This is a genomic window from Pseudomonas sp. HMSC057H01 (genome assembly GCF_001836405.1).
Taxonomy (GTDB): domain Bacteria; phylum Pseudomonadota; class Gammaproteobacteria; order Pseudomonadales; family Pseudomonadaceae; genus Pseudomonas; species Pseudomonas aeruginosa.
Map to the genome: position 1 here is coordinate 1 of NZ_KV828396.1, position 16,539 is coordinate 16,539.

At 60.8% G+C, this 16,539-nt stretch carries 12 protein-coding genes, 1 tRNA gene and 1 pseudogene; all 14 read right to left on the reverse strand.

All coding sequences use genetic code 11. The annotated features are described in order from the left end of the window. Nucleotides 1-1,414: elongation factor G (fusA, locus tag HMPREF2581_RS04805; RefSeq protein WP_049262930.1), on the reverse strand; the 1,414-nt coding region annotated here is incomplete at its 3' end. Between the two features lie 30 nt (nt 1,415-1,444). Continuing rightward, nucleotides 1,445-1,915, reverse strand: a complete 471-nt coding sequence (gene rpsG, locus HMPREF2581_RS04810) for a 30S ribosomal protein S7 (protein WP_003093742.1) — start codon at nt 1,913-1,915, stop codon at nt 1,445-1,447. Between the two features lie 99 nt (nt 1,916-2,014). Beyond that, the gene (rpsL, locus tag HMPREF2581_RS04815; protein WP_003093744.1) at nt 2,015-2,386 is read right to left on the reverse strand and encodes a 30S ribosomal protein S12; all 372 of its coding nucleotides are present in this window, start codon (nt 2,384-2,386) and stop codon (nt 2,015-2,017) included. A gap of 151 nt (nt 2,387-2,537) precedes the next feature. Next, nucleotides 2,538-6,737, reverse strand: a complete 4,200-nt coding sequence (gene rpoC / locus HMPREF2581_RS04820; protein ID WP_003093745.1) for a DNA-directed RNA polymerase subunit beta' — start codon at nt 6,735-6,737, stop codon at nt 2,538-2,540. A gap of 65 nt (nt 6,738-6,802) precedes the next feature. Continuing rightward, nucleotides 6,803-10,876 carry a DNA-directed RNA polymerase subunit beta gene (gene rpoB, locus HMPREF2581_RS04825; protein ID WP_003093746.1) on the reverse strand — a complete coding sequence of 1,358 codons (4,074 nt, stop codon included), beginning with the start codon at nt 10,874-10,876 and terminating at the stop codon, nt 6,803-6,805. A gap of 221 nt (nt 10,877-11,097) precedes the next feature. Beyond that, nucleotides 11,098-11,466 carry a 50S ribosomal protein L7/L12 gene (gene rplL / locus HMPREF2581_RS04830; RefSeq protein WP_003093747.1) on the reverse strand — a complete coding sequence of 123 codons (369 nt, stop codon included), beginning with the start codon at nt 11,464-11,466 and terminating at the stop codon, nt 11,098-11,100. Nucleotides 11,467-11,544: 78 nt separating this feature from the next. Beyond that, nucleotides 11,545-12,045, reverse strand: coding sequence for a 50S ribosomal protein L10 (gene rplJ, locus HMPREF2581_RS04835; protein ID WP_003093748.1), 501 nt, complete (start codon nt 12,043-12,045; stop codon nt 11,545-11,547). A gap of 198 nt (nt 12,046-12,243) precedes the next feature. Beyond that, complete coding sequence (rplA, locus tag HMPREF2581_RS04840; RefSeq protein ID WP_003093749.1) at nt 12,244-12,939, reverse strand: 50S ribosomal protein L1; 696 nt, start codon at nt 12,937-12,939, stop codon at nt 12,244-12,246. Further along, nucleotides 12,939-13,370 carry a 50S ribosomal protein L11 gene (gene rplK / locus HMPREF2581_RS04845; protein WP_003093751.1) on the reverse strand — a complete coding sequence of 144 codons (432 nt, stop codon included), beginning with the start codon at nt 13,368-13,370 and terminating at the stop codon, nt 12,939-12,941. Before rplK ends, rplA begins: the two co-directional genes overlap by 1 nt. Nucleotides 13,371-13,486: 116 nt before the next feature. Further along, nucleotides 13,487-14,020, reverse strand: coding sequence for a transcription termination/antitermination protein NusG (gene nusG / locus HMPREF2581_RS04850; RefSeq protein ID WP_003108028.1), 534 nt, complete (start codon nt 14,018-14,020; stop codon nt 13,487-13,489). A gap of 9 nt (nt 14,021-14,029) precedes the next feature. Beyond that, nucleotides 14,030-14,398 (reverse strand): preprotein translocase subunit SecE, encoded by a 369-nt coding sequence (gene secE, locus HMPREF2581_RS04855; RefSeq protein ID WP_003108030.1) that lies wholly within the window; start codon nt 14,396-14,398, stop codon nt 14,030-14,032. A 45-nt stretch (nt 14,399-14,443) separates the two neighbouring features. After that, a tRNA-Trp gene (locus HMPREF2581_RS04860) sits at nt 14,444-14,519 on the reverse strand. A gap of 55 nt (nt 14,520-14,574) precedes the next feature. After that, nucleotides 14,575-15,768, reverse strand: coding sequence for an elongation factor Tu (tuf, locus tag HMPREF2581_RS04865; protein WP_003115146.1), 1,194 nt, complete (start codon nt 15,766-15,768; stop codon nt 14,575-14,577). A gap of 30 nt (nt 15,769-15,798) precedes the next feature. Continuing rightward, nucleotides 15,799-16,539, reverse strand: a pseudogene (fusA, locus tag HMPREF2581_RS04870) (elongation factor G); the annotation flags it as partial.

Here is a 16,539-nt window from a genome sequence, read left to right on the forward strand (position 1 = left end):
GGTCGACGATGATGTCCAGGTGCAACTCGCCCATGCCGGAGATGATGGTCTGACCGGACTCTTCGTCGGTCTTGACACGGAACGACGGGTCTTCCTGGGCCAGCTTGCCGAGGGCGATACCCATCTTCTCCTGGTCAGCCTTGGTCTTCGGCTCTACAGCGACCGAGATTACCGGCTCGGGGAAGTCCATGCGCTCGAGGATGATCGGCTTCTCGATCGAGCACAGGGTGTCACCGGTGGTGACGTCCTTCATGCCGATCAGGGCAGCGATGTCGCCTGCGCGCACTTCCTTGATCTCTTCACGCTGGTTGGCGTGCATCTGCACCATCCGACCGACGCGCTCTTTCTTGCCTTTCACCGAGTTCAGGACGGAGTCGCCGGAACTCAGGACGCCGGAGTAAACGCGGGCGAAGGTCAGGGTACCGACGAACGGGTCGGTAGCGATCTTGAACGCCAGGGACGAGAACGGTTCGTTGTCGTCGGCATGACGCTCGTCTTCGACGGTCTCGTCGTCCGGGCTGACGCCCTTGATCGCAGGGATCTCGGTCGGAGCCGGGAGGTAGTCGATGACGGCATCGAGAACCAGCGGAACGCCCTTGTTCTTGAACGAGGAACCGCAGACGGCCGGAACGATCTCGCACGCCAGGGTGCGCAGACGCAGGCCTTCCTTGATCTCGGCTTCGGAGAGCTCGCCCTCTTCGAGGTACTTGTTCATCAGCTCTTCGTTGGCTTCGGCCGCAGCCTCGACCATGCTGGAACGCCACTCTTCGGCCAGGTCCTTGAGCTCCGCAGGAATTTCTTCCTCGCGGTAGGTCATGCCCTTGTCGTCATCGTTCCAGTAGATGGCCTTCATCTTGATCAGGTCGACCTGACCGACGAAGTTCTCTTCAGCGCCGATGGCGAGCTGGACCGGAACCGGGGTATGACCCAGGCGCTTCTTGATCTGCTCGACGACGCGCAGGAAGTTCGCGCCCTGGCGGTCCATCTTGTTGACGTAGACGATGCGCGGTACGCCGTACTTGTTGGCCTGACGCCATACGGTTTCCGACTGCGGCTCTACGCCGGAGGTGCCACAGAACACCACGACAGCGCCATCCAGCACACGCAGGGAACGCTCCACCTCGATGGTGAAGTCTACGTGGCCGGGGGTGTCGATGACGTTTACGCGATAGTTGTCGTACTGACCACGCGAGCCCTTCCAGAAGGTGGTAACGGCAGCGGAGGTAATGGTGATACCGCGCTCCTGCTCCTGCACCATCCAGTCGGTGGTCGCAGCGCCGTCATGCACTTCGCCCAGCTTGTGGTTGACGCCGGTATAGAACAGAACCCGCTCCGTGGTGGTGGTCTTGCCCGCGTCAACGTGGGCACAGATACCGATATTACGGTAGCGGTTGATGGGTGTAGTACGGGCCACAATAAGGTCCTCGGGGGTTGGGCAGCGCGATTAGAACCGGTAGTGCGAGAAGGCCTTGTTGGCCTCTGCCATACGGTGCACGTCTTCACGCTTCTTGACTGCTGCGCCCTTGCCTTCAGCGGCATCCAGCAGCTCGCCAGCCAGGCGCAGAGCCATGGACTTCTCGCCACGCTTGCGGGCGAAGTCCACCAGCCAACGCATGGCCAGGGCATTACGACGGGACGGACGGACTTCGACCGGAACCTGGTAAGTCGCACCACCTACGCGGCGGGACTTCACTTCGACCAGCGGAGCGATGGCATCGAGAGCTTTTTCGAAGGTTTCCAGGGGATCGGCCTTGCCGCGTTCCTTCACCTTGTCCAGCGCACCGTAAACGATACGCTCGGCAACGGCTTTCTTGCCGCTTTCCATCACGTGGTTCATGAACTTGGCCAGGATCTGGCTTCCGTATTTCGGATCAGCCAGCACTTCACGCTTGGCCGCTACACGACGTCTTGGCATTGATAAGCCCTCAAACGGTCTTCAGGTTAGCCCGGGACCATAACAGTCAAGTTACGCCCGACCTTACTCTTATCGACTCAGATAAATATAAAAACGCTATTACTTCGGACGCTTGGCGCCGTACTTCGAACGACCCTGCTTACGGTCTTTGACACCCGAGGTGTCCAGCGAACCGCGCACGGTGTGGTAACGCACACCCGGAAGGTCCTTTACACGACCGCCACGGATCAGCACTACGCTGTGCTCTTGCAGGTTGTGACCTTCACCACCGATGTACGAGGAAACCTCGAAACCGTTGGTCAGACGTACACGGCATACCTTACGCAGTGCCGAGTTCGGCTTTTTCGGCGTGGTGGTGTATACGCGGGTGCATACGCCACGACGTTGCGGGCAGTTTTGCAGCGCAGGCACGTCGCTCTTGTCGACCATGCGCTTGCGCGGCTTACGCACCAGCTGGTTGATAGTTGCCATCTATAGCTCCACTGATTGTCTTACGACACACAAACGAAATGACAGAGCGTGCGCCCTGCCAATTTTCGGGGTACAAAATAGTAAAGAGGTTCTTGTACACCGTCAAGACAAAGCCCCGGCTATCGGGATAGCCGGGGCTTGTCGTTGATGCTTAGTTACCGCTCGAGTTCAGCGCTTCGGTCAGTGCGGCTTCCGCCTCGCTGGCACTCACACGCTGCGGCTTGCCGAGGTCGCGCTGACGCTTGCGCTCGCTGTGGTAAGCCAGACCGGTACCGGCCGGGATCAGGCGACCCACGACCACGTTCTCTTTCAGACCACGCAGGAAGTCGCGCTTGCCGGTGACCGCCGCCTCGGTGAGGACGCGGGTGGTCTCCTGGAACGACGCCGCGGAAATGAACGACTCGGTCGACAGGGAGGCCTTGGTGATACCCAGCAGAACCCGCTCGTACTTGGCCGGGAACTTGTCCTCGGTACCGAGCTGTTCGTTCTCTTCCAGCACCTGGGTGAGTTCCACCTGGTCGCCTTTGATGAAGCTGGAGTCGCCGGACTCACTGACTTCGACCTTGCGCAGCATCTGACGCAGGATGGTCTCGATGTGCTTGTCGTTGATTTTCACGCCCTGCAGACGGTAGACGTCCTGGATCTCGTTGACGATGTACTTCGCCAGCGAGCTCACGCCCAGCAGGCGCAGGATGTCGTGCGGGTTGCTCGGACCGTCGGAGATGACTTCGCCGCGGTTCACCTGTTCGCCTTCGAACACGTTCAGGTGACGCCACTTCGGAATCAGCTCCTCGTACGGATCGCTGCCATCGTTCGGCGTGATGACCAGGCGGCGCTTGCCCTTGGTCTCCTTGCCGAAGGAGATGGTGCCGCTGATTTCCGCCAGGATCGAAGGCTCTTTCGGACGACGAGCCTCGAACAGGTCGGCAACGCGCGGCAGACCACCGGTGATGTCACGGGTCTTCGAGGTTTCCTGCGGGATACGCGCGACAACGTCACCGATGCTCACCTTGGCGCCGTCGGTCAGGTTGACCAGGGCGTTGGCCGGCAGGAAGTACTGCGCCGGTACGTCGGTACCCGGCAGCAGCAGGTCCTTGCCCGCGGCATCGATCAGCTTCACGGCCGGACGGATGTCCTTGCCGGCAGCCGGACGGTCCTTCGGATCCATCACTTCGATGTTGGTCAGGCCGGTCAGTTCGTCGGTCTGACGCTTGACGGTGATGCCCTCTTCCATGCCCACGAAGGCCACGGTACCGTCCACCTCGGTGACGATCGGGTGGGTGTGCGGGTCCCACTTGGCGACGATGGCGCCCGGGTCGACCTTGTCACCTTCCTTGACCGAGATCACCGCACCGTACGGCAGCTTGTAGCGCTCGCGCTCGCGACCGAAGTCGTCGGCAACCGCCAGTTCGCCGGAACGGGAAACCGCGACCAGCGCGCCGTCGGCACGAACCACATGCTTCAGGTTGTGCAGGCGGATGGTACCGCCGTTCTTCACCTGGACGTTGTCGGCCGCGGAGGTCCGGCTGGCCGCACCGCCGATGTGGAAGGTACGCATGGTCAGCTGGGTGCCCGGCTCACCGATGGACTGGGCAGCGATGACACCGACCGCCTCGCCGATGTTGACGCGATGGCCACGGGCCAGGTCGCGGCCGTAGCACATGGCGCAGATGCCATGACGGGTTTCGCAGGTGATCGGGGAACGCACCACCACTTCGTCGACGCTCATCACTTCGAGGAAGTCGACCCACTTCTCGTCGATCAGGGTGCCGGCCGGCACGATGACCTCGTCGCTGCCCGGCTTGAACACGTCGCGCGCGATCACACGGCCGAGCACGCGCTCGCCGAGCGGTTCGACCACGTCGCCGCCTTCGATGTGCGGCGACATCAGCAGGCCGTGCTCGGTACCGCAATCGATCTCGGTCACTACCAGATCCTGGGCCACGTCGACCAGACGACGGGTCAGGTAACCGGAGTTCGCGGTCTTCAGCGCGGTATCCGCCAGACCCTTACGAGCACCGTGGGTGGAGATGAAGTACTGGAGTACGTTCAGGCCTTCCCGGAAGTTCGCGGTGATCGGGGTCTCGATGATCGAGCCGTCCGGCTTGGCCATCAGACCACGCATACCTGCCAGCTGACGGATCTGGGCCGCGGAGCCCCGCGCACCCGAGTCAGCCATCATGTACATGGAGTTGAAGGACTCCTGATCGACTTCCTTGCCCTCGCGATCGACGACCTTCTCTTTCGAGAGGTTGGCCATCATCGCCTTGGACACTTCGTCGTTGGCCTTCGACCACAGGTCGATCACCTTGTTGTACTTCTCGCCCTGGGTTACCAGGCCGGAGGCGTACTGGCTCTCGATCTCCTTCACTTCGTCGGTGGCGGCGTTGATGATCCGCGCCTTTTCGTCCGGGATGACGAAGTCGTTGACGCCGATGGACACGCCGGAAATGGTCGAGTAGGCGAAACCGGTGTACATCAGCTGGTCGGCGAAGATGACGGTGTCCTTCAGACCCACCACGCGATAGCAGTGGTTGATCAGCTTGGAGATCGCCTTCTTCTTCATCGACTGGTTGACCACGTCGAACGGCAGGCCGGCCGGAACGACCTGGAACAGCAGCGCGCGGCCGACGGTGGTGTCGACGATACGGGTATTGGCGGTCAGTTGGCCGTCTTCACCCTTGATCTTTTCGTTGATGCGCACTTTCACACGAGCGTGCAGGGACGCCTGGCCGCTGCGGTAGGCGCGGTCGACTTCCTGCAGGTCGGCGAAGGCCATGCCCTCGCCCTTCGCGTTGATCGCTTCACGGGTCATGTAGTACAGACCCATTACCACGTCCTGCGACGGAACGATGATCGGCTCGCCGTTGGCGGGCGACAGGATGTTGTTGGTGGACATCATCAGCGCGCGCGCTTCCAGCTGGGCCTCGAGGGTCAGCGGAACGTGGACGGCCATCTGGTCACCGTCGAAGTCGGCGTTGTACGCGGCGCAGACCAGCGGGTGCAGCTGGATCGCCTTGCCTTCGATGAGGACCGGCTCGAACGCCTGGATGCCCAGACGGTGCAGGGTCGGCGCACGGTTCAGGAGAACCGGATGCTCGCGGATAACTTCGGCGAGAACGTCCCAGACCTCGGGCAGCTCGCGCTCGACCATTTTCTTGGCGGCCTTGATGGTGGTGGCCATGCCACGACCTTCCAGCTTGCCGAAGATGAACGGCTTGAACAGCTCCAGGGCCATCTTCTTCGGCAGACCGCACTGGTGCAGGCGCAGGGTCGGGCCCACGGTGATCACGGAACGACCGGAGTAGTCCACGCGCTTGCCGAGCAGGTTCTGACGGAAGCGACCTTGCTTGCCCTTGATCATGTCGGCCAGCGACTTCAGCGGACGCTTGTTCGAGCCGGTGATGGCGCGACCGCGACGGCCGTTGTCGAGCAGGGCGTCGACGGCTTCCTGCAGCATGCGCTTTTCGTTGCGCACGATGATGTCCGGAGCGGCCAGGTCGAGCAGGCGCTTCAGACGGTTGTTACGGTTGATCACCCGACGATATAGGTCGTTCAGGTCGGAAGTCGCGAAGCGACCGCCATCCAGCGGAACCAGCGGACGCAGGTCCGGCGGCAGCACCGGCAGGACGGTCAGGACCATCCACTCAGGCTTGTTGCCGGAGCCCTGGAAGGCTTCCATCAGCTTCAGGCGCTTGGACAGCTTCTTGATCTTGGTTTCCGAGTTGGTCTGCGGAATCTCTTCGCGCAGGCGGCCGATCTCGTGCTCCAGGTCGATGGCGTTGAGCAGTTCGTGAACGGCTTCGGCGCCCATGCGAGCATCGAAATCGTCACCGAACTCTTCGAGGGCCTCGAAGTATTGCTCGTCGTTCAGCAGTTGGCCCTTTTCCAGAGTGGTCATGCCCGGATCGATCACCACGTAGCTCTCGAAATAGAGCACGCGCTCGATATCGCGCAGGGTCATGTCCAGCAGCAGGCCGATACGGGACGGCAGCGACTTCAGGAACCAGATGTGGGCAACCGGCGAAGCCAGCTCGATGTGGCCCATGCGCTCGCGGCGCACCTTGGCCAGGGCGACTTCCACGCCGCACTTCTCGCAGATCACACCGCGGTGCTTGAGGCGCTTGTACTTGCCGCACAGGCACTCGTAGTCCTTCACCGGGCCGAAGATCTTGGCGCAGAACAGGCCGTCGCGCTCCGGCTTGAAGGTACGGTAGTTGATGGTTTCCGGCTTTTTAACTTCGCCGAAAGACCAGGAACGAATCATCTCGGGCGAAGCCAGGCCAATACGGATGGCATCGAACTCTTCGATTTGACCCTGGTTTTTCAACAGATTAAGCAAGTCTTTCAAGGCCTTTCCTCCTCACGGACCCGGTGCGACCGGCCTTGACCAGCCGCACCGTCTAGCGTCACGTGTTATTCGGTTTCCAGTTCGATGTCGATGCCGAGCGAACGGATCTCTTTGATCAGAACGTTGAAGGACTCGGGCATGCCGGCCTCCATGCGGTGATCGCCGTCCACGATGTTCTTGTACATCTTGGTCCGGCCGTTCACGTCGTCCGACTTGACCGTCAGCATTTCCTGCAGGGTGTACGCCGCGCCATAGGCTTCCAGCGCCCACACCTCCATCTCACCGAAGCGCTGACCACCGAACTGTGCCTTACCACCCAGCGGCTGCTGGGTAACCAGGCTGTACGAGCCGGTGGAACGGGCGTGCATCTTGTCGTCCACCAGGTGGTTCAGCTTGAGCATGTACATGTAGCCGACGGTGGTCGGACGCTCGAACTGGTTGCCGGTACGGCCGTCGAACAGACGCATCTGGCCGCTTTCCGGCAGGTCGGCCAGCTTCAGCATGGCCTTGATCTCGCGTTCCTTGGCGCCATCGAACACCGGGGTCGCCATCGGTACGCCACCGCGCAGGTTCTTGGCCAGCGCGAGGATCTCGTTGTCGCCCAGCTCGTCGAGGTTTTCCTCGCGACCGCCGATCTCGTTGTAGATCTCGTGCAGGAACTTACGCAGTTCGGCGACCTTGCGCTGCTCTTCGAGCATGCGGTTGATCTTCTCGCCCAGCCCCTTGGCCGCGAGGCCCAGGTGGGTTTCGAGGATCTGGCCGACGTTCATACGCGACGGTACGCCCAACGGGTTGAGGACGATGTCGACCGGGGTGCCGTTGGCATCGTGCGGCATGTCTTCCACCGGCATGATCACCGAGACCACACCCTTGTTACCGTGACGGCCGGCCATCTTGTCGCCCGGCTGGATGCGACGCTTGATCGCCAGGTAGACCTTGACGATCTTCAGCACGCCCGGAGCCAAGTCGTCGCCCTGCTGCAGCTTGCGCTTCTTGTCCTCGAACTTGTCGTCCAGGAGCTGGCGACGATCGCTGATGTAGGCCTGGGCCTTCTCCAGCTGTTCGTTCAGGGCGTCGTCGGCCATGCGCAGCTTGAACCACTGGCCGCGCTCGAGGCCGTCGAGGTAGTCGTCGGTGATCTCCGTACCCTTCTTCAGCGCCGGGCCACCTTCAGCCTTGGCACCGACCAGGGCGGCACGCAGACGCTCGAAGGTCGCGCCTTCGACGATGCGGAACTCTTCGTTCAGGTCCTTGCGGATCTGGTCGAGTTGCATCTTCTCGATGGACAGAGCGCGGGAGTCGCGCTCGACGCCGTCGCGGGTGAAGACCTGAACGTCGATGACGGTACCCTTGGTGCCGGTCGGCACACGCAGGGAGGTGTCCTTCACGTCGGACGCCTTCTCACCGAAGATCGCGCGCAGCAGCTTCTCTTCCGGAGTCAGCTGGGTCTCGCCTTTCGGAGTGACCTTGCCGACCAGGATGTCGCCGGCCTGCACTTCGGCGCCGACGTAGACGATACCGGCTTCGTCCAGCTTGTTCAGCGCGGCCTCGCCCACGTTCGGGATGTCCGCGGTGATTTCCTCTGGGCCGAGCTTGGTGTCACGAGCGACGCAGGTCAGTTCCTGGATGTGGATCGTGGTGAAACGATCTTCCTGGACCACGCGCTCGGACAGGCAGATGGAGTCTTCGAAGTTGAAGCCGTTCCAGGGCATGAACGCTACGCGCATGTTCTGGCCCAGGGCCAGTTCGCCCATGTCGGTGGACGGACCGTCGGCCAGGATGTCGCCGCGCGCAACCACGTCACCCTTGCTCACCAGCGGACGCTGGTTGATGCAGGTGTTCTGGTTGGAACGGGTGTACTTGGTCAGGTTGTAGATGTCGACACCCGCTTCGCCGGTCTCGACCTCGTCATCCGCCACGCGAACCACGACACGGCTGGCATCGACCGAGTCGATCACACCACCACGGCGAGCCACGACGCAGACGCCGGAGTCGCGCGCCACGTTGCGCTCCATGCCGGTACCCACCAGCGGCTTGTCGGCACGCAGGGTCGGCACGGCCTGACGCTGCATGTTCGAGCCCATGAGTGCGCGGTTGGCGTCATCGTGCTCGAGGAACGGAATCAGCGAGGCAGCTACGGAAACGACCTGCTTCGGCGACACGTCCATCAGGGTCACGTCTTCCGGCGCCTTCACGGTGAATTCGTTCAGGTGACGCACGGCCACCAGTTCGTCCACCAGTTGACCCTTCTCGTTGAGGGTCGCCGAAGCCTGGGCAATGACGTGGTCGGCTTCTTCGATCGCCGACAGGAACACGATCTCGTCGGTTACCAGGCTGTCCTTGACTACGCGGTACGGGCTCTCGAGGAAGCCGTACTTGTTGGTGCGGGCGTAGGTCGCCAGGGAGTTGATCAGACCGATGTTCGGACCTTCAGGGGTTTCGATCGGGCACACGCGGCCGTAGTGGGTCGGGTGTACGTCACGAACCTCGAAGCCCGCACGCTCACGGGTCAGACCGCCCGGGCCGAGCGCGGAGACGCGGCGCTTGTGGGTGATCTCGGAAAGCGGGTTGTTCTGGTCCATGAACTGCGACAGCTGGCTCGAACCGAAGAACTCCTTGATCGCGGCAGCCACCGGCTTGGCGTTGATCAGGTCCTGCGGCATCAGGCCTTCGCTTTCGGCCATGGACAGGCGTTCCTTGACCGCGCGCTCGACGCGCACCAGGCCCACGCGGAACTGGTTCTCGGCCATTTCGCCGACGCAACGGACGCGACGGTTGCCCAGGTGGTCGATGTCATCGACGATGCCCTTGCCGTTACGGATGTCGACGAGGGTCTTGAGCACATCGATGATGTCTTCCTTGCTCAGGACGCCCGGACCTTCGATCTCGGTACGACCGATACGGCGGTTGAACTTCATCCGGCCCACGGCCGACAGGTCGTAACGCTCGGCGCTGAAGAACAGGTTGCCGAACAGGGTCTCGGCAGCTTCCTTGGTCGGCGGCTCGCCCGGACGCATCATCCGGTAGATTTCGACCAGGGCTTCCAGCTGGTTGCTGGTGTTGTCGATCTTCAGGGTGTCGGAGATGAACGGACCGCAGTCGATGTCGTTGGTGTACAGAGTCTCGATGCGCACGACCTGGGCCTTGGCCACCTTGGCCAGGAGGTCGAGGGTCAGCTCGGTGTTGCACTCGGCGATGATCTCGCCGGTAGCCGGATGCACGATCGCCTTGGCGATGGTACGGCCGATCAGGTAGTCGAACGGCACTTCCAGCTGGCTCACGCCAGCCTTTTCCAGCTGGTTGATGTGGCGGGCAGTGATACGACGCCCCTGCTCCACGATCACCTTGCCGCTGCCATCCTTGATGTCGATGCTCGCGACTTCACCGCGCAGACGCTGCGGGACCAGTTCCAGGTTCAGGGTCTCGCCCTTGATGTGGAAGACGTTGGTCGCGTAGAAGGCGTTGAGGATCTCTTCGGTGCTGTAGCCGAGCGCGCGCAGCAGTACCGAGGCCGGCAGCTTGCGGCGACGGTCGATACGGACGAACACGCAGTCCTTCGGATCGAACTCGAAGTCCAGCCAGGAACCGCGGTAAGGAATGATCCGCGCGGAGTACAGCAGCTTGCCGGAGCTGTGGGTCTTGCCACGGTCGTGGTCGAAGAACACGCCCGGGGAACGGTGCAGCTGGGAGACGATGACACGCTCGGTACCGTTGATGATGAAGGTACCGTTCTCGGTCATCAGGGGGATTTCCCCCATGTAGACTTCTTGTTCCTTGATGTCCTTGATCGCCTTGTTCGACGACTCGCGGTCGAAGATGATCAGGCGAACTTTCACGCGCAGCGGTACGGCGAAGGTCACGCCGCGCAGCACGCACTCCTTGACATCGAATGCCGGCTCACCCAGACGGTAGCCGACGTATTCCAGGGCAGCATTGCCGGAATAGCTGATAATCGGGAAAACGGACTTGAAGGCCGCGTGCAGACCGATATCGCGGAACTGCTCCTTGGTTGCGCCAGCCTGCAGGAATTCGCGATAGGAATCCAGCTGGATGGCCAGCAAATACGGCACATCCATGACGTCCGGCAACTTGCTAAAGTCCTTGCGGATACGTTTTTTCTCAGTGTATGAGTAAGCCATCAGCGTTCCCCAGCTTGGTCACCTGCTTGTTTGGCGTCTCCGACGGGAGCAGCCGGAAAATCTTGCAGACCCCTTGGCCTGCATTGCCCACTCGGGGCACTTTCACGTCGTGGGTGGAACGCCCGAGGCGAGTCCACCCATAACGGAAAAAGGCCGGTGGCAAAAGCCACCAGCCATCAGCCTTTCGCTTGACGCTCGGGCTGTAGACGCAAGGTCGTCGCTTACTTGAGCTCGACTTTGGCGCCTGCTTCTTCCAGGGCTTTCTTGGCGGCTTCGGCTTCTTCTTTCGAAGCGCCTTCCTTCACCACGCCCGGAGCGCCGTCTACGACAGCCTTGGCTTCTTTCAGACCCAGACCGGTCAGTTCGCGAACGACCTTGATCACGTTCACTTTCTTGTCGCCAGCTTCGGCCAGGACGATGGTGAACTCGGTCTGCTCTTCGGCAGCGGCAGCAGCCGGGCCAGCAGCGGCAACGGTAGCGGCAGCAGCGGTAACGCCGAACTTCTCTTCCATCGCCTTGATCAGTTCGACCACTTGCATGACGGACATTTCGGATACGGCGTTGATGATGTCTTCGTTGGTCAGAGCCATGACTCTAATTCCTGTATTGGGGGACGGCCTGCGGCCATCGTATTAAACAAATAAGATTGAAAGCGCTTGCGAGCCGACTTAGGCGGCAGCAGCTTCTTTCTGGTCGCGAATGGCCGCCAGAGTACGAGCCAGCTTGCTGGTAGCGCCCTGAATCACGCTCATCAGCTGCGATACGGCTTCGTCGTAGGTCGGCAGGCTTGCCAGTACGTCGATCTGATTGGCTGCGAGGAACTGACCCTCGAAGGCAGCCGCCTTGATCTCGAACTTGTCCTGACCCTTGGCGAACTCACGGAAGATACGAGCGGCAGCGCCCGGATGTTCGTTGGAGAAAGCGATCAGGGTCGGGCCTTTGAACACGTCGTTGAGCACGTCGAACTGGGTGCCTTCAACGGCGCGCTTGAGCAGGGTGTTACGTACGACTTTCACGTACACACCAGCTTCGCGGGCCTCTTTACGGAGTCCGGTCATGGCGCCTACGGTCACGCCACGGGCATCGGCCACGACAGCGGACAGGGCAGCTTTGGCAGCCTCGTTGACTTCAGCGACGATGGCCTTCTTGTCTTCGAGTTTAATTGCCACGGGTTTACTCCTGGATGTTACCGTTTCGTCCAGCCGGGGCCGGACGTCGTTTTGGTGTCTGATTCGGTAACCGAATCGGGAGCACCATCTGCGTAGGCTTGTGGTTTAAGGCTTGCGCCACCTACGGTCTTGGATAGCCCCCGCCAGGCAGGGACCCCAATACCTGTGCAGCGGGCAGAACCCGCTGCACGATTTCACTTAGGCTTCCAGGGAAGCCAGGTCGATCTGCAGGCCCGGACCCATGGTGGTGCTCAGGGTCACGCGCTTGACGTACACGCCTTTCGACGAGGACGGCTTCAGGCGCTTCAGGTCAGCCAGCAGTGCTTCAACGTTCTGCTGCAGCTTGGCCGGTTCGAAATCGACCTTACCGACGGAGCTGTGGATGATGCCGTTCTTGTCGGTACGGAAACGTACCTGACCAGCCTTGGCATTCTTCACGGCGGTAGCGACGTCCGGAGTCACGGTGCCGACTTTCGGGTTCGGCATCAGACCACGCGGGCCGAGGATCTGGCCCAGCTGACCGACGACACGCATGGCATCCGGGGAAGCGATGACGACGTCGTAGTTCAGGTCGCCGCCTTTCATTTCGGCAGCCAGCTCGTCCATACCCACCTTGTCGGCGCCGGCAGCCAGAGCGGCTTCGGCAGCCGGACCCTGGGTGAAGACGGCAACGCGGACGCTCTTGCCGGTGCCGTTCGGCAGGACGGTGGCGCCACGAACGACCTGGTCGGATTTACGCGGATCGACGCCGAGGTTCACGGCAACGTCCACGGACTCCTTGAACTTGATGGTGGACAGCTCGGCCAGCAGCTTGGCGGCCTCTTCGAAGCTGTACTGCTTGCCGGCAACTACTTTCTCGGCAATCGCCTTCTGGCGCTTGGTCAGCTTAGCCATTACACACCCTCCACGTTCAGGCCCATGCTGCGCGCGGAGCCAGCGATGGTACGTACAGCAGCGTCCAGATCAGCAGCGGTCAGGTCAGCCTGCTTGGTCTTGGCGATCTCTTCCAGCTGGGCACGGGTAACGGTGCCGACTTTCTGGGAGTTCGGACGAGCGGAGCCGCTGGTGATGCCAGCTGCTTTTTTCAGCAGGACGGCAGCCGGGGTGCTCTTGGTTTCGAAGGTGAAGCTACGGTCGCTGTAAACGGTGATGATCACAGGAGTCGGCAGGCCCGGCTCTTGGCCTTGGGTCTTGGCGTTGAACGCCTTGCAGAATTCCATGATGTTCACGCCGTGCTGACCCAGGGCAGGGCCGACCGGCGGCGACGGGTTGGCCTGACCGGCCTTTACTTGCAGCTTGATATAAGCCTGGATTTTCTTAGCCATTTGCTACTCCAAATTCGGGTACAAGCGCCTGAAGGCTCCCCGGTTGCTTTCGCGTTTATCCCAGTGACGACAAAACCCCGCAGCCTTGGGCTGCGGGGTGAGGGATGCGTTTTCAGCTAGACCTTTTCGACCTGACTGAACTCCAGCTCCACCGGGGTAGAGCGGCCAAAGATGAGCACGGCCACTTGGATCCGGCTCTTCTCGTAGTTAACTTCTTCGACGACACCATTGAAGTCGGCGAAAGGACCATCGATGACACGAACGGTCTCGCCCGGCTCGAACAGGGTCTTCGGCTTGGGCTTGTCGCCGCTATCGGCCACGCGACGCAGGATTGCATCAGCCTCACGATCGGTGATCGGAGCCGGCTTGTCGGCAGTCCCGCCGATGAAGCCCATGACGCGCGGGGTATCCTTCACCAGGTGCCAGGTACCTTCGTTCATTTCCATCTGAACCAGCACATAGCCAGGGAAGAATTTGCGCTCGCTCTTGCGCTTCTGGCCGTTCCGCATCTCCACCACTTCTTCGGTGGGAACCAGAATCTCGCCGAACTCTTCTTCCATGCCAGCAAGCTTGACACGCTCGATCAGCGAGCGCATGACATGCTTCTCGTAGCCCGAGTATGCATGCACAACGTACCAACGCTTAGCCACGGCGCACCCTTAACCTACAATCATGGAAACCAACCAACCCAGCAGGGAATCGAGCCCCCACAGCAGCAGCGCCATTACCAGCACTACCGCGACCACGATCAGCGTGGTCTGAGTTGTTTCTTGACGACTCGGCCATACGACCTTGCGAATCTCGACGCGCGCTTCCTTAGCAAGACTAAAGAAGGCCTGCCCCTTGGCCGTTTGCAGAGCCAGGAAAGCAGCGATCACCGCCAGAACGAGAATACCGAGAACGCGATACAGGATTGGTTGAGCCGAAAAGTACTGATTGCCCACAACGGCAACCACAACCAGAACGGCAACCAAGAGCCATTTCAAGAGATCAAAACGTGATTCTTTGGCTTCTGCCTTGGCATTCATCTGTTAGGAATCTCGTGAAGAAAAGCCAGATTTACTTGGGAAATCTGGCAGGCCAGGAGGGAATCGAACCCCCAACCTGCGGTTTTGGAGACCGCCGCTCTGCCAATTGAGCTACTGGCCTGAAGCAAAATCAGGCCGGCCATTATGCCGGCCTGAGAGGGGAAGATCAACCGATATTATTCGATGATCTTGGCAACCACGCCGGCACCAACGGTACGGCCGCCTTCGCGGATCGCGAAGCGCAGGCCATCTTCCATGGCGATCGGAGCGATCAGGGTGACAACCATCTTGATGTTGTCGCCCGGCATTACCATCTCTACGCCTTCCGGCAGCTCGCAGTTACCGGTCACGTCGGTGGTACGGAAGTAGAACTGCGGACGGTAGCCCTTGAAGAACGGAGTGTGACGACCACCTTCTTCCTTGGACAGCACGTACACTTCGCACTCGAACTTGGTGTGCGGCTTGATGGTGCCCGGCTTGGCCAGTACCTGGCCACGCTCTACGTCTTCACGCTTGGTGCCGCGCAGCAGGATACCAACGTTCTCACCAGCACGACCTTCGTCGAGCAGCTTGCGGAACATTTCAACGCCGGTGCAGGTGGTCTTGGTGGTCGCCTTGATGCCGACGATTTCCACCTCTTCCTGGACCTTGATGATGCCGCGCTCTACACGACCGGTTACCACGGTACCGCGGCCGGAGATCGAGAACACGTCTTCGATCGGCATCAGGAACGGCTGGTCGATGGCACGAACCGGCTCCGGAATGTAGGAGTCCAGGGTCTCTACCAGCTTCTGCACGGCGCTTACGCCGATGCCGTTGTCATCTTTACCTTCCAGCGCCATCAGCGCGGAACCGATGATGATCGGAGTGTCGTCGCCCGGGAAGTCGTAGGTGTTCAGCAGATCGCGAACTTCCATCTCGACCAGTTCCAGCAGCTCGGCGTCGTCGACCATGTCAGCCTTGTTCAGGAACACGACGATGTAGGGAACGCCTACCTGGCGGGACAGCAGGATGTGCTCGCGGGTCTGCGGCATGGGGCCGTCGGCAGCCGAGCAAACCAGGATCGCGCCGTCCATCTGGGCAGCACCGGTGATCATGTTCTTCACGTAGTCGGCGTGACCGGGGCAGTCAACGTGAGCGTAGTGACGAACAGCGGAATCGTATTCAACGTGCGAGGTGTTGATGGTGATACCGCGGGCCTTTTCTTCCGGCGCGTTGTCGATCTGATCGAAAGCACGAGCAGAACCACCCCAGGTGTCGGAGCAGACCTTGGTCAGTGCAGCGGTCAGAGTGGTCTTGCCATGGTCAACGTGACCGATGGTGCCGACGTTGACGTGCGGTTTGTTACGTTCGAATTTTTCCTTAGCCACGACAGTAAACCTCTTACTTAAAGGGCTGAATCAACCTTGTTTTTTAACCAGCGCTTCGACGATGTTCGACGGAGCTTCGGCGTATTTGGAGAATTCCATGGAGTAGCTCGCGCGACCCTGGGACATGGAACGCACGTCGGTCGCATAACCGAACATCTCACCCAGCGGAACCTCGGCACGAATAACCTTACCGGAAACCGTGTCCTCCATCCCCTGAATCAGACCACGACGACGGTTCAGGTCGCCCATCACGTCACCCATGTAGTCCTCAGGAGTCACCACCTCTACCTTCATGATCGGCTCGAGCACCTTGCCGCCGCCCTTCTGGGCCAGCTGCTTGGTCGCCATGGAAGCAGCGATCTTGAACGCCATCTCGTTGGAGTCGACGTCATGGTAGGAACCATCGAAAACGGTAGCCTTCAGGCCGATGAGCGGATAGCCGGCAACGACGCCGTTCTTCATCTGCTCTTCGATACCCTTCTGGATCGCCGGGATGTATTCCTTCGGAACCACACCGCCCACGACTTCGTTCTCGAACACCAGGCCTTCGGTGATGTTGCCCTTCTCGTCCACGTCCGCGGCCGAGAAACGGATCCAGCAATGACCGAACTGACCGCGACCACCGGACTGGCGAACGAACTTGCCTTCGATCTCCACGTTGTCCTTGGTGATGGTCTCACGGTAGGCAACCTGCGGCTTGCCGATGTTGGCCTCGACACCGAACTCGCGCTTCATGCGGTCGACGATGATGTCCAGGTGCAACTCGCCCAT

What these genes read in the sequence shown, in the direction of transcription:
- rpsG (WP_003093742.1), bottom strand. Translation starts at nt 1,915, where the DNA reads ATGCCAAGACGTCGTGTAGCGGCCAAGCGTGAAGTGCTGGCTGATCCG.
- rpsL (WP_003093744.1), bottom strand. Translation starts at nt 2,386, where the DNA reads ATGGCAACTATCAACCAGCTGGTGCGTAAGCCGCGCAAGCGCATGGTC.
- rpoB (WP_003093746.1), bottom strand. Translation starts at nt 10,876, where the DNA reads ATGGCTTACTCATACACTGAGAAAAAACGTATCCGCAAGGACTTTAGC.
- rplL (WP_003093747.1), bottom strand. Translation starts at nt 11,466, where the DNA reads ATGGCTCTGACCAACGAAGACATCATCAACGCCGTATCCGAAATGTCC.
- rplA (WP_003093749.1), bottom strand. Translation starts at nt 12,939, where the DNA reads ATGGCTAAGCTGACCAAGCGCCAGAAGGCGATTGCCGAGAAAGTAGTT.
- rplK (WP_003093751.1), bottom strand. Translation starts at nt 13,370, where the DNA reads ATGGCTAAGAAAATCCAGGCTTATATCAAGCTGCAAGTAAAGGCCGGT.
- secE (WP_003108030.1), bottom strand. Translation starts at nt 14,398, where the DNA reads ATGAATGCCAAGGCAGAAGCCAAAGAATCACGTTTTGATCTCTTGAAA.